A 12,187-nucleotide genomic window follows, 5' to 3' on the forward strand; every position below is an offset into this window, starting at 1 on the left:
AGGGCCTTTTTCTTTGCGGCTGCGGGTGAAAATCCGGCCGCATCATGCGCCCGGCAGGGCCGGTGCCTGCAAATCCTCTCGGCTCTGCAGATAGGCCAGCACGGCGGCGCGATCGCCCTGGAACGCGGTGCGGCCGGCGCGGTGGTGGCGCTGGTAGGCGTACATGGGGTCGTAGTAGCCGCGCAGCAGCGTGGCGATCCAGTCGCGGTGGGCGGCCACCTCGCCATGGGCGGACTGCGCGGCAAGCGCGCGCACCATGGTGGAGCGCAAGGCCTGGTGGCGGTCGCCGCCCAGGCGCTTGGCCAGTTTGTCCAGGTTCTCCAGCAAGCGGGCCGAGAACGCGGCGAAACCGGGCTGCAGGCCCAGCGCGGCCTGGAATTGCGCGCATGCGTCCACCACGTAGTCGCGCAGGATGCGCTCGACGCGGGCATCAAACGGCTCTTCCAGCAGCACGAGCGGCGCCTGCTCCAGCCGCAGGCGCAGGGGCAGCGGCACCGCGCAGCGCCCGATGTGGCGACCCTCATCCTCGACGACAAAGCCCGGGTGGCCGGCCGCGCGCTTGCGAAGCAGGTCGATGGCCAGCTGATTTTCAAAGTCGATCTGGGCGGGCTGCCCGGTCACGCGCTGGCCGAAGCTGGAGCCCCGGTGGTTGGCATGGTGCTCCAGGTCAAGCCCGCAGGGCAGCTGGGCGATCAGCTCGGTCTTGCCGGTGCCGGTGAGGCCGCCCAGTACCACGAAGGCGCATGCGTCCGCGGCCTGCTGCGTCGTGTCCAGCAGGAAGCCGCGCAGCGCCTTGTAACCGCCCGCCACGCGGGGGTAGGCGATACCAGCCTCGGCCTGCAGCCATTGCTGCGTGATCTGCGAACGCAGGCCGCCACGAAAGCAATAAAGCACGCCGTGCGGATGGGCCCGCGCAAACGCCGCCCAGGCCGCGATGCGGGCGCTCCGGACCTCGCCGGACACCAGCGTGTGGCCCAAAGCAATGGCTGCCTGCTGGCCTCGCTGCTTGTAACAGGTGCCCACCTGCTGGCGTTCGCTGTCGTTCATCAGCGGCAGGTTGATGGCGCCGGGAAAAGCACCTTGGCCGAACTCCACCGGGGCGCGCACGTCCATCAGCGGCACATCGGCCAGGAAGAGGTGCCGGTAGTCGGCCACGGTCTCCATGGTCAAGCCACCACCACGGCGTGGCTTTGCTGGGCCACCAGGTGCCCGATGGGCTGCAGCTGCGCCAGGCCGCACTCCGCCGCGGTGCGCAGAAACTCGCGCTCACCGTCCGGCGCCACGGCCACCAGCATGCCGCCGCTGGTCTGCGGGTCGCACAGCAGGTGCTTTTGCGCGTCAGCCAGCGGGGCAATGCGCGCGCCATAGCTGTCGAAGTTGCGCAGGGTGCCGCCGGGCACGCAGCCCTGCTCCAGGTAGTGCGCCACCCCCGGCAGGCGGGGCACAGCAGCAGAATCAATGATGGCCGTGAGGCCGCTGCCGTCCGCCATTTCGACCAGGTGCCCCAGCAGGCCAAAGCCGGTGACATCGGTCATGGCCGTCACGCCCGCCAGCTTGCCAAAGCGGCTGCCGGGCTGGTTGAGCATGCACATCACATCGCGCGCCACGCCTACATCCTCCGGGCGCAGCAGGGCCTTTTTTTCGGCCGTGGTGTAGATGCCGATGCCCAGCGGCTTGGTCAGGTAGAGGCGGCAGCCCTCGGTGGCGGTGTCGTTGCGCTTCATGTGGCGCCGCTCCACCACGCCGGTCACGGCCAGGCCGAAGATGGGCTCCGGCGCGTCGATGGAGTGCCCGCCCGCCAGCGGAATGCCGGCCGCGTCGCAGGCCGCCCGGCCGCCGCGCACCACTTCGCGCGCCACCTCCGGCGGCAGCAGGTTCACCGGCCAGCCCAGGATGGCGATGGCCATGAGCGGGTCGGCGCCCATGGCGTAGATGTCGCTGATGGCGTTGGTGGCGGCAATGCGGCCGAAGTCGAACGGGTCGTCGACGATGGGCATGAAGAAGTCGGTGGTGGACACCACGCCGCGTTCGTCATCCAGCGCATACACAGCCGCGTCGTCGCGCGAAGCGTTGCCCACCCACAGGCGCGGGTCCAGGTGCTGGGCGCCGCTGCCCGCCAGGATCACGTCCAGCACCTTGGGGCTGATCTTGCAGCCGCAGCCCGCGCCGTGGCTGTACTGGGTGAGGCGGATGGGCGCGTTGTCGGAAGGGGAGGCAGAGGAGGTCATCCCCCGATTGTCCCGAAACTGCGGGCCGCTTCCATTGCGGCGCCGCAACGCTGGGCCCGTCAGGCCACCGGGGCCAAAAAGTGAGCCTGCACAGAAACCATCCGCTCAGGTCGGAGCAAGCTCCGACACTCCGCCCATGTAAGGGCGGAGAACGGCCGGAACCTCGACGGTTCCGTCCGCACGCTGGTAGTTTTCCAGCACGGCCACCAGGGTGCGGCCCACGGCCAGGCCGGAGCCGTTCAGGGTGTGCAGCAGCTCGTTCTTGCCTTGGGCGTTCTTGAAGCGCGCTTGCAGGCGGCGGGCCTGGAAGGCTTCGCAGTTGCTCACCGAGCTGATCTCGCGGTAGGTGTTCTGCGCGGGCAGCCACACTTCCAGGTCGTAGGTCTTGGCGGCGCCAAAGCCCATGTCGCCGGTGCACAGGCTCATCACGCGGTAGGGCAGGCCCAGCTTTTGCAGGATGGCCTCGGCGTGGCGCGTCATTTCTTCCAGCGCTTCGTAGCTCTTGTCGGGGTGCACGATCTGCACCATCTCGACCTTGTCGAACTGGTGCTGGCGGATCATGCCGCGCGTGTCGCGCCCGTAGCTGCCCGCCTCGGAGCGGAAGCACGGGGTGTGGGCGGTGAGCTTGATGGGCAGGTCGGCTTCGGCCACCACCACGTCGCGCACGAAGTTGGTCAGCGGCACCTCGCTGGTGGGGATGAGGTAGAGCGCCGCGTTGTCGGGCACCGGCTCGCCATCCTGGCCGCCCTTCTTGGCGGCGAACAGGTCGCCTTCAAACTTGGGCAGCTGGCCCGTGCCCTTGAGCGAATCGGCGTTCACGGCATAGGGCACATAGCACTCGGTGTAGCCGTGCTCCTGCGTCTGCACGTCCAGCATGAACTGGCTCAATGCGCGGTGCAGGCGGGCAATCGGGCCCTTCATCACGGTGAAGCGCGAGCCCGAGAGCTTGACGCCCATGTCGAAATCGAGGCCCAGCGGCGTGCCCACGTCCACGTGGTCCTTGACCTCGAAATCGAACGCGGGCACCGTGCCCCAGCGGCGCACTTCCACGTTGCCGTGCTCGTCGCTGCCCACGGGCACGCTTTCGTGCGGCAGGTTGGGCACGGCCACCAGCATGGCCTGCAGCTCGGCCTGGATCTGCTCCAGGCGGGCGGCGGACTGTTCCAGCTCCACCTTGGACGCGGCCACCTGGGCCTTAGCGGCCTCGGCGCCGTCCTTGTCGCCCTTGCCCATCAGCATGCCGATCTGCTTGGACAGCTGGTTGCGCTGGGCTTGCAGCTCCTCCGTGCGGGTCTGCAGCGTCTTGCGCTCGGACTCCAGGGCCTGGAAGGCTTCCACGTTCAGGAAGGCCTGGGGCTTTTTGCGGGTTTCCAGCCGCGCGATGGCGGTGTCGAGGTCTTTGCGGAGGAGGAGGATGTCAAGCATTGCAGGATTTTAAAGGGGTGGTCGGCCCTGGCTCAGCACAGGCTGGCGGGATCGAAATTGGCGCCGCAGAGGATGAGGGCCACGGTCTCGTGCGGCGCAGGGCGGTAGGTGCCGGTCTGCAGCGCCGCCAGGCCCAGGGCGGCGGCGGGCTCCACGGCCAGTTTCAGTTCTTTCCACAGCCACAGCTGCGCCGCGCGGATGGCGTCGTCCGGCAGCAGCAGCGCGTCGTGCACATGGCGCTGGCTCACCGCCCAGCCCAGGGCGCCGATGCGGCGCGCGCCCAGCGAGTCGGCGGCGATGCCGCCCACCTCCATGTCCACCGGCTGGCCGGCGGTGCGGGCCGCGTGCAGCGTGGGCGCGCGCTCGGGCTCCAGGGCGATGACGCGGGCGCGGCTTTCCACCCAGGCGGCCACGCCGCCGATGAGGCCGCCGCCGCCCACGCTCACCAGCACGCTGTCGGGCAGGCGGCGGGCCTGCTCCTCGATCTCCAGCGCCAGGGTGCCGGCACCGGCCACCACCTCGGGCTGGTCGTAGGCGTGGGCCTGCAGCGCGCCCGTGGCCTGCTGGCGGGCCACGCAGGCCTCGTACGCCTGGGCATAGGCGGCGCCGGTCACCACCACCTCGGCGCCCAGCGCGCGCAGGCGCTGGCGCTTGGCCTCGGGCGAGACCTCGGGCACGAACACCTCGCAGCGCACGCCCAGGGCCTGCGCCGCGGCGGCCACGGCAATGCCGGCATTGCCGCCCGAGGCGATGATCACGCCGCTGTCGGGCACGGGGTTGGCCAGCAGGCGGTAGAGCATGCCCCGCGCCTTGAAGCTGCCGCCCACCTGCAGGTGCTCCAGCTTGAGCCAGACCTCGGCACAGTCCACGCCCAGCGACCGGCCCGACAGGCGCATCAGCGGGGTGGTGCGCAGGAAGTCGGGGCGGGCGACAAGCTGCTGGCGGGCAGCCGCGATGGCGGGGCGGTCGATCATGCGGTACTCCAGGGCGCGTGCGGGCAAAGCCGGGCAGTGTAGGGCAACACCCGGCCCCTGCGCGGCGCGGGGTCTGCGCCCTGCCCCGCCCCACGCAGCCCGGGGTTGCAACACGCGGATACACCCCCGCGCTGCAGCGGCGGCGCGGCCCTGCCGATAACATGCCTGGGCGGCCCTGGCGCGAACCCTGCGCGGTTCACCGGCCCGCCAGCAGGAGAAAAGCATGTTCTTTGTGTTCGGCCCCTCGGGCCAGATGTACCGGGGCGGTCCGGAAAACCTCGCCCAGATCGCGCCGGTGCGGCGCGTGCAGCGGCCGCAGGCGTTGCGCACCCGGGTCCTGGACGGTGCGCCGGGCGACACCGTGCCCGCCTTCGCGCCGGGGGCCGCCGCACCCGGCCGCGCCGCGGCCCCGCCGCCGCCGGCGGTGAACCTGCGGACGCAGGACGCCGTGAGCGCCTACGCCCAGACCGGGCAGGGCCCGCAGCCTGCGCGCCAGCCGCTGACCAAGGTGCGCGATGTGATGACCTCCGGCGGCCTGGGCGTGCGCCCGGACGTGCGGGTGAACGACGCCTGGCAGACCCTGGCCGAGCACCAGGTGGCCCAGGCCCCGGTGGTGGATGCGCAGGGCCGCGTGATCGGGCTGCTGCTGCGGGCCGACATGGCGCCGCTGGATTTGCTGCCCGAGCCGGGCGCCGTCAAGCAGGCCATCGACCTGGCGCGCCGGCCGGTGTCGCAGGTGATGGTGAGCCCCGTGCCCACCGTGGCGGCCGACACCGAGCTGCGCCGCGTGGCCGCCGTGCTGCTGGACACCGGCCTGCCCGGTCTGCCGGTGACGGACGAGGCGGGGCTGCTGACGGGCTTCATCTCGCGCACCGACATCCTGCGGGCGGTGGCGTCCGACCCGCCGCTGGACCTGTGGATCGGGCCTGCGGTGTCGCTGTAGCCCCGCACTACAAGGAAAAATAGCCTCTAGCGCCCGTCCAGTAAGCGCAAGCAGCTATAAATTTAGTAGCAAACCAACCCGGCGCGGCGCGTCAGCGCGCGGCCGGGCCGGTTTCGGGGGTGCGCTGGGTGATCTGCAGGCCCGTGGCCGCGTCGATCTTCAGGCCCTTGGGCAGGGGGAACTTGATGGTTTCCTCGATGCCGTCCATCTTGCGCACCGACACCGCGCCCAGCGCCTTGATGCGGTCGGCCACGGCGCTTACCAGCACCTCGGGGGCGGAGGCACCGGCCGTGAGGCCCACGCGGGCCGCGCCCTCGAACCACTCGGTGCGCAGCTCCTCGGCCGAATCCACCATGTAGGCGCGCGTGCCCAGCCGCGCCGCCAGCTCGCGCAGGCGGTTGCTGTTGGAACTGGTGGGGCTGCCCACCACGATGACCAGGTCCACCTGCGGGGCCAGCAGCTTCACGGCGTCCTGCCGGTTTTGCGTGGCGTAGCAGATGTCCTGCTGCTTGGGCTCGCGCACGCTGGGAAAGCGCGCGCGCACGGCGGCGGTGATCTCGGCGGCGTCGTCCACGCTCAGGGTGGTCTGCGTCACCACGGCCAGCTTGGCGGTCTGCGCGGGTTGCACGCGGGCCACGTCCTGCACGTCTTCCACCAGGTGGATGCCATGGTCCAGCTGTCCCATGGTGCCTTCCACCTCGGGATGGCCCTTGTGGCCGATCATGATGAATTCGTAGCCTTCCTTGGCGAGCTTGGCCACCTCGACGTGGACCTTGGTCACCAGCGGGCAGGTGGCGTCGAAGATGCTGAAGCCGCGCGCCTGGGCTTCCTGCTGCACGGCGCGGCTCACGCCGTGGGCGCTGAACACCAGCGTCGCGCCGGGGGGCACCTCCGACAGCTCCTCAATGAAGATCGCGCCCTTGGCCTTGAGGTCGTTCACCACATAGGTGTTGTGCACGATCTCGTGGCGCACGTAGATGGGGGCACCAAATTTCTGGATGGCCCGCTCGACGATCTCGATGGCGCGGTCCACGCCGGCGCAAAAGCCGCGCGGCTCCGCCAGCAGGATTTCCTGCGGTCCCGGCATCACAGGACCCCGATGAGTTCGACCTCGAACGTCACCGGCTGGCCGGCTAGCGGGTGGTTGAAGTCGAACAGCACGGCACCGTCCTCGCGCACCTGCGCCACCGCGCCGGCGTAGCTGCCCTGCCCGTCGGGCGTGGGGAACTGCACCACGTCGCCCACGCTGTATTGCTCGTCGGGGTCGCCCAGTTCGTTCAGCAGCTTGCGCGCCACCCACTGGACCATGTCGGCATTGCGCTCGCCAAAGGCCTCGCCGGCCGGCAGCTCGAACGTGGTGCGCGTGCCCTCGGCCAGGCCCAGCAGGCGCTGCTCCATCGCCGGCGACAGCTCGCCCGTGCCCAGCGACAGGGTGGCCGGCTTGTCGGCAAAGGTGTTGATCACATCGCCGGCAGGGCCCGCAAGGCGGTAGTGCAACGTGAGGAAGGAGCCCGGCTGGACAGTGGGCAAAGCGGCAGCGGTAGTGGTCATGGCAGTCTCGATAAACTCGTGCGATTGTAGAAAACCGGGCAAAACCCTACCCCGCCTCCGCCGCGGGCGCGTCCCCTGTCCTCCTGTTCCATGGCCATCAAGCACCTGCCCGCCGACGCCCAGCCCCGTGAAAAACTCCTGGCCCGCGGCCCCGCCGCGCTGGCCGACGCCGAGCTGCTGGCCATCCTGCTGCGCACCGGCATCGTCGGCAAGGGCGTGCTGCAGATGGCCGAGGAGCTGCTGGAGCCCCCGGCCGTGGACGCTGCCACCGGCGCCGTCCGCGGTGGCTTTGGGGGCATCGCCGGGCTGCTGCACGCCAGCGCTGCCGACCTGGAGCGCATCAAGGGCCTGGGCCCCGCAAAGCGCGCCGAGCTGGTGGCGGTGCTGGAACTGGCCCGCCGCGCACTGGCTCAGCAGCTGCGCGAGCGCGAAGTGTTCAGCTCGCCGCAGGCCGTCCAGCACTACCTGCAGCTGCACCTGGCGCCCAAGGGGCACGAGGTGTTCGCGGTGCTGTTCCTGGACGCGCAAAACCGCCTGGTGGCCATGGAGGAACTGTTTCGCGGCACGCTCACCCAGACCAGCGTGTACCCGCGCGAGGTGGTGCTGCGCGCCCTGCACCACCAGGCCGCCGCCGTGGTGCTGGCCCACAACCACCCCAGCGGCAGCGTTCAGCCCAGCCGGGCCGACGAGGCCCTGACGCAAACGCTCAAGAGCACGCTGGCCCTCGTCGATGTGCGCGTGCTCGACCACGTCATCGTGGCCCCCGGCCAGGCGCTGTCCATGGCCGAGCAGGGTCTGGTCTGAAGCCCATGCCCCCGAACGCTCCTGCGTCCCCGCCCCGCCGCCCACGGCCACGGCCACGGCCACGGCTGCGTACTGGCGGCCTGGCCGCCGCCGTGCTGGCCGCCCTGTGGGCCGCCACCGCCCTGCTGCTGCCCGCCTGCACCGCGCCCGCCGTGCCGCCCACGCCGCAAGCCACGCCCTCCGACTGCGGGGCGCAGCAGGCCGCGCCGTGCCTGCGCCTCATTGGCGCGGTGGCGCTGCCGCACCGCTGGAACGTGGGCGGCACCGCCGTGGGCGGCCTCTCGGGCGTGGACTACGACGCGGCCCACGACCAGTACCTGCTGCTGTCCGACGACCGCTCGGCCGTGGACCCCGCCCGCGCCTACACCGCCCGCATCCGCTACACCGCCGATACGCTGGCCCCACCCACGTTCACCGGCGTCATCACCCTGCGCGGCCCCTCCGGCCAGCCCTACGCGTCGCGCCTGCGTGCCGTGGACGGCGTGGAGGTGCCCGACCCCGAAGCCGTGCGCTGGCTCCCTGGCGGCGGCGCCTTCCTGTGGACCAGCGAAGGCGACTTCGCCCGCGGTTTCGGCCCCGCCCTGCGCGCCACCCGGGCCGCCGACGGCGCGCTGCTGCGCGACTACGCGCTGCCCGCTGCCTTCGCGCCCGCCAAGGGCGAGAAGTCGGCCCCGCCCGCCAAGGGCGAGAAGTCCGGCCCGCGCGACAACGCCACGCTGGAGGGCCTGGCCCTGTCGCCCGACGAGCGCACCGCGTGGCTGGCCATGGAAGGCCCCTGGATGCAGGACGGCCCGCGCGCCACCCCCGCCAGCGGCGGCGCTCCGGTGCGCATCACCGCCATCGACGTGGAGACCGGCCGCGCCCTGCGCCAGATCGCCTACCCGCTGGACCCGGTGCCGCACGCCAGCCCCGTGCCGGGCGGCTACACCACCAACGGCGTGAGCGAGATCCTGGCCGATGGCACAGACCACCTGCTGGTGCTGGAACGCGCCTACACGCTGGGCGTGGGCACCTCGGTGCGCCTGTACCGCATCGCCCTGGCCAGCGCCAGCGACACGCTGGGCCTGCCCGCTCTGGCCGCCGGCAACCACACGCCCGCCGCCAAGGCCCTGGTGGCCGACTTTGCGCAGCTGGGCCTGCCGCACGTGGACAACATCGAGGGCATGGCCTGGGGACCGCCGCTGCCGCCCGAGGCCGGGGGCGCGCGCGTGCTGGTGTTCGTGAGCGACGACAACTTCAACCCCGCGCAGACCACGCAGTTCATCGCGGCGGAATACCGGGTGCACTGACGGGGAGAAAGCGGCCCCCGGGCCGCCCCGGCCCCGGCATGCGGTACAACCGAACCTTCCATGAGCGCGTTCCAAGCCCGATCCCTGCAAGACCTGCAAGTTCTGCGCAAGGCGCTGGCAGACCGCGCCGCGCGCGAAGCCCGGCTGCAGCAGGAGCGCGCCGAGGCCGAGCGCCGCGCCCGGGCCGAGCAGAACCTGTTCCAGACCGCCGTGGGCCCGGTGCAGGCCCTCAAGGGCCAGCACGACCGCCGCTGGCACACCCCCGAGCCGCCCGAGCCCCTGCCCGTGCAGCACTGGCTGGACGAGGAGCGCGTGCTGCGCGAATCCATCAGCGACGAGTTCGACGTGTCCACGCTGCTGGACGTGGACGACCAGCTGAGCTTTCGCCGCACCGGCATCGGCCGCGACGTGACGCACAAGCTGCGCGCCGGGCACTGGAGCATCCAGCGCCAGCTGGACCTGCACGGCCTGCGCACCGACGAGGCGCGCGAGGCGCTGGGCAACTTCATCCGCCTGGCCCACCGCACCGGCCTGCGCTGCGTGCGCGTGGTGCACGGCAAGGGCCTGGGCTCGCCGGGCAAGACGCCCGTGCTCAAGGGCCGGGTGCAGCGCTGGCTGGTGCAAAAAAAGGAGGTGCTGGCCTTTGTGCAGGCCCGCCCGGCGGACGGCGGGGCGGGCGCGCTGGTGGTGCTGCTGCAGCCGGGGCGCCGGCGGCTGGGCGGTGGCTCCTAGGTTTTAGTCAAATTGCCCTGCAGCGCTTGCCCAACAAGCGCAAGCAGCTATCAAATGCAGAGCGACCAGCTGCCCTGCACCCGCCCTACATCACTTCGACAGGTCGATGCGGTACTTGGCCGTGCCCTTGCCCGAGCCGTCGTCGGCCGCCACCAGCGACACATTCGACAGGCCCGCGGCCTGCGCCACGGGCAGCGCGTTGGCGCCCGAACTGAACACCACCGGGCCGGCCACGTTCGCCTTGGCAAAGCGCCAGCTCTTGGCGGCGCCGTTGGCGGCGCGCGTCACGGCGGGGTTCTTGCGGATGTAGTCGATCACCACGTCGCGGTTCGCGTCCGGCGAGGCCCAGATGGTGCCCGAGCCGTCGAGCTTGTCGATGAAGCTCTTGCCGCTGGTGGCGCGGTAGTTGTTGGTGGCGATGACGAACTCCTGCGCCACGTCGATGGGCTTGCCCAGGTACGCCAGGTTCTTGATGCGGCTGCCCACGGGCTGGGTCACGTCGATCTCGTACTGCACGTCCGGCGTGGTGAACATGTCGAAGTTGTAGCCGGGGAACGTGCTGATGAGCGCCTGTTCCGTGGTCTTGGCGGGGTCGATCTGGTTGAAGCGCTTGGCGGCCGCCTCCAGCCAGTTCTTGATGTCGCCACCGTTCACCTTCACCGCGTACACCGTGTTCGGGTACAGGTACAGGTCGGCCGCGTTGTTGATGGCCAGCGGGCCCACGGCCACGTCGGTGTAGTCGGCACCGCCCTGGAAGCCGCTCTTGAACGGCGCGCTCACCGACAGCACGGGCAGCTGCGCATACTGCGGCAGGCTGGCCTTGAGGTACGCGGCGACGTAGGCCTGCTGGGCCTGGTTGACGATCTGGATCGCGCCGGGGTCGCCCACGTCGGCGAACAGCGTGCTCATGCGGAAGTCGGTCTGGCCGATGGGCGTCTTCACGTACCGGATGGCCGCCTGGTGCTGCGTCTCGATCAGCGGGGCGATGGCGGGGTCGGCGTCCACCGTCACCGTGGCGCCCGCGGCGTTCTTGCTCTGGATATTGCGCAGCTCCGCCTTGCTGGCGGACTTGTTCACCACCCACTTGCTGCCGTCCCATTGCAGCGCGAGCTGCACCACGCCCAGCGCCTTGCCCCAGGAGCTGGCCATGACGGCGGGCACGCCGTTCACCGTGCCGGCCTTGTGGTCCACGCCGGGCAGGTTGAAGCTGGGGGTGGCCGCCGTGTCGGGGAACACGCCGTGCTGGTGGCCCATCACCATGGCATCAATGCCCGCCACCTTGGACAGGTGCAGGCCGGGGTTCTCCATGGTGGGTGAATAGGCCGCGCCATCGAGCCCGCCGTGCAGCAACGCCACAACGATGTCGGCGCCCTTGGCCCGCAGCTCGGGCACGTACTTCGTAGCGGCTTCCACCGCGCCTTCGGTGCTCACCTTGCCTTCGAGGTAGCGCTTGTCCCAGTTCATGATGCCGGGGGTGGTGAAGCCGATCACGCCGATCTTGATGGGCAGCTTCACTTCCTTGCCGTCAGCGCCCTTGGCCACCAGCGTGCGCTCCAGCAGCGTGTAGGGCTGCACCAGCGGCTTCTTCGTCTTGCTGCTGACCACGTTGGCCAGCACGATGGGGTAGCCCGCGCCGGCGCACTTCTTGGCGGCATCGACGCCGTCCACGTCCAGCCCGCCGCCCAGCACCTGGTTCAGGAAGGGCAGGCCGTAGTTGAACTCGTGGTTGCCCAGCGTGCCCGCGTCAAAGCCCAAAGCGCCCATGGCCTTGTACATGGACAGCTGCTGCGTGCACGGAATGGGGTTGACGGTGGCCTCGTAGTCGGCCAGGGCCGTGCCCTGGATGGTGTCGCCGTTGTCCACCAGCAGGGTGTTGGCGAACTCCTTGCGCGCGGCGCGCACCAGCGTGGCGGTGCGCTCAAAGCCATAGCTCTTGTCGTCGGCCAGCTTGAAATAGTCGTAGCTGCGCACGTTGAAGTGCAGGTCGGTGGTCTCCAGCACGGCCAGCGTGGCGGTGGCGCCGGCGGCGGCGGCGTTGTCGCCATCGCTGCCGCCACCGCAGGCCACCAGCGATGCAGCCAGCGCCACCACGCCCAGTGCAGCCACACGGCGTGAAACCTGCGAACGAGAAATCAGAAAGCCCAGAGTGCGTTCAGACATGAACAGTCCCAGTTTGAAACAAGGGACCGAGTGTCTGGGCCGGGTTTGACAGCGGTGTGACGCGGCAAGGCCGGCGCACCA

Annotated in this window: 11 protein-coding genes; 4 read left to right on the forward strand and 7 right to left on the reverse strand. The window is 70.6% G+C overall.

Annotated features, from left to right (window positions below; all coding sequences use genetic code 11):
* Positions 1–42: 42 nt before the first annotated feature.
* The 4 genes from mnmH to ACOYR3_RS18025 all read right to left on the reverse strand — a co-directional run bounded on the left by mnmH (position 43) and on the right by ACOYR3_RS18025 (position 4,627).
* A complete protein-coding gene (gene mnmH / locus ACOYR3_RS18010; RefSeq protein ID WP_422843685.1) occupies positions 43–1,164 on the reverse strand; it encodes a tRNA 2-selenouridine(34) synthase MnmH in 1,122 nt (373 codons plus the stop codon).
* Between the two features lie 2 nt (positions 1,165–1,166).
* Positions 1,167–2,228 carry a selenide, water dikinase SelD gene (gene selD, locus ACOYR3_RS18015; RefSeq protein ID WP_422843686.1) on the reverse strand — a complete coding sequence of 354 codons (1,062 nt, stop codon included), beginning with the start codon at positions 2,226–2,228 and terminating at the stop codon, positions 1,167–1,169.
* Positions 2,229–2,333: 105 nt separating this feature from the next.
* Entirely contained in the window at positions 2,334–3,653 is a 1,320-nt protein-coding gene (gene serS / locus ACOYR3_RS18020) for a serine--tRNA ligase (RefSeq protein ID WP_422843687.1), read from the reverse strand.
* A 32-nt stretch (positions 3,654–3,685) separates the two neighbouring features.
* Entirely contained in the window at positions 3,686–4,627 is a 942-nt protein-coding gene (locus tag ACOYR3_RS18025) for a threonine/serine dehydratase (protein ID WP_422843688.1), read from the reverse strand.
* A gap of 223 nt (positions 4,628–4,850) precedes the next feature.
* Between ACOYR3_RS18025 and ACOYR3_RS18030 the strand changes: the two genes are divergently transcribed.
* A complete protein-coding gene (locus ACOYR3_RS18030) occupies positions 4,851–5,570 on the forward strand; it encodes an HPP family protein (protein WP_422843689.1) in 720 nt (239 codons plus the stop codon).
* Positions 5,571–5,661: 91 nt separating this feature from the next.
* Here the strand turns inward: ACOYR3_RS18030 and ispH are convergent, their stop codons facing one another.
* Both ispH and ACOYR3_RS18040 read right to left on the reverse strand, forming a co-directional pair.
* The gene (gene ispH / locus ACOYR3_RS18035; protein WP_422843690.1) at positions 5,662–6,657 is read right to left on the reverse strand and encodes a 4-hydroxy-3-methylbut-2-enyl diphosphate reductase; all 996 of its coding nucleotides are present in this window, start codon (positions 6,655–6,657) and stop codon (positions 5,662–5,664) included.
* Positions 6,657–7,121, reverse strand: a complete 465-nt coding sequence (locus ACOYR3_RS18040) for an FKBP-type peptidyl-prolyl cis-trans isomerase (RefSeq protein ID WP_422843691.1) — start codon at positions 7,119–7,121, stop codon at positions 6,657–6,659. Before ACOYR3_RS18040 ends, ispH begins: the two co-directional genes overlap by 1 nt.
* A 90-nt stretch (positions 7,122–7,211) precedes the next feature.
* On the opposite strand from ACOYR3_RS18040, the gene radC reads away from it, so the two are divergent.
* The 3 genes from radC to ACOYR3_RS18055 all read left to right on the forward strand — a co-directional run bounded on the left by radC (position 7,212) and on the right by ACOYR3_RS18055 (position 9,946).
* Positions 7,212–7,925 carry a RadC family protein gene (gene radC / locus ACOYR3_RS18045; RefSeq protein ID WP_422843692.1) on the forward strand — a complete coding sequence of 238 codons (714 nt, stop codon included), beginning with the start codon at positions 7,212–7,214 and terminating at the stop codon, positions 7,923–7,925.
* A gap of 92 nt (positions 7,926–8,017) precedes the next feature.
* Complete coding sequence (locus ACOYR3_RS18050) at positions 8,018–9,214, forward strand: esterase-like activity of phytase family protein (RefSeq protein WP_422843693.1); 1,197 nt, start codon at positions 8,018–8,020, stop codon at positions 9,212–9,214.
* Between the two features lie 60 nt (positions 9,215–9,274).
* A complete protein-coding gene (locus tag ACOYR3_RS18055) occupies positions 9,275–9,946 on the forward strand; it encodes a Smr/MutS family protein (protein ID WP_422843694.1) in 672 nt (223 codons plus the stop codon).
* Positions 9,947–10,036: 90 nt separating this feature from the next.
* On the opposite strand, the gene ACOYR3_RS18060 is transcribed toward ACOYR3_RS18055, so the two are convergent.
* Complete coding sequence (locus ACOYR3_RS18060) at positions 10,037–12,106, reverse strand: bifunctional 2',3'-cyclic-nucleotide 2'-phosphodiesterase/3'-nucleotidase (protein ID WP_422843695.1); 2,070 nt, start codon at positions 12,104–12,106, stop codon at positions 10,037–10,039.
* Positions 12,107–12,187 lie beyond the last annotated feature (81 nt).

Origin of the sequence: Acidovorax sp. M2(2025) (assembly GCF_049330835.1) — a bacterium.
Lineage (GTDB): Bacteria > Pseudomonadota > Gammaproteobacteria > Burkholderiales > Burkholderiaceae_C > Acidovorax.

Excerpts from the sequence above, each read along its gene's own strand:
- mnmH (WP_422843685.1), bottom strand. The coding sequence starts at position 1,164 with ATGGAGACCGTGGCCGACTACCGGCACCTCTTCCTGGCCGATGTGCCG.
- selD (WP_422843686.1), bottom strand. The coding sequence starts at position 2,228 with ATGACCTCCTCTGCCTCCCCTTCCGACAACGCGCCCATCCGCCTCACC.
- serS (WP_422843687.1), bottom strand. The coding sequence starts at position 3,653 with ATGCTTGACATCCTCCTCCTCCGCAAAGACCTCGACACCGCCATCGCG.
- ACOYR3_RS18025 (WP_422843688.1), bottom strand. The coding sequence starts at position 4,627 with ATGATCGACCGCCCCGCCATCGCGGCTGCCCGCCAGCAGCTTGTCGCC.
- ACOYR3_RS18030 (WP_422843689.1), top strand. The coding sequence starts at position 4,851 with ATGTTCTTTGTGTTCGGCCCCTCGGGCCAGATGTACCGGGGCGGTCCG.
- ispH (WP_422843690.1), bottom strand. The coding sequence starts at position 6,657 with ATGCCGGGACCGCAGGAAATCCTGCTGGCGGAGCCGCGCGGCTTTTGC.
- ACOYR3_RS18040 (WP_422843691.1), bottom strand. The coding sequence starts at position 7,121 with ATGACCACTACCGCTGCCGCTTTGCCCACTGTCCAGCCGGGCTCCTTC.
- radC (WP_422843692.1), top strand. The coding sequence starts at position 7,212 with ATGGCCATCAAGCACCTGCCCGCCGACGCCCAGCCCCGTGAAAAACTC.
- ACOYR3_RS18055 (WP_422843694.1), top strand. The coding sequence starts at position 9,275 with ATGAGCGCGTTCCAAGCCCGATCCCTGCAAGACCTGCAAGTTCTGCGC.
- ACOYR3_RS18060 (WP_422843695.1), bottom strand. The coding sequence starts at position 12,106 with ATGTCTGAACGCACTCTGGGCTTTCTGATTTCTCGTTCGCAGGTTTCA.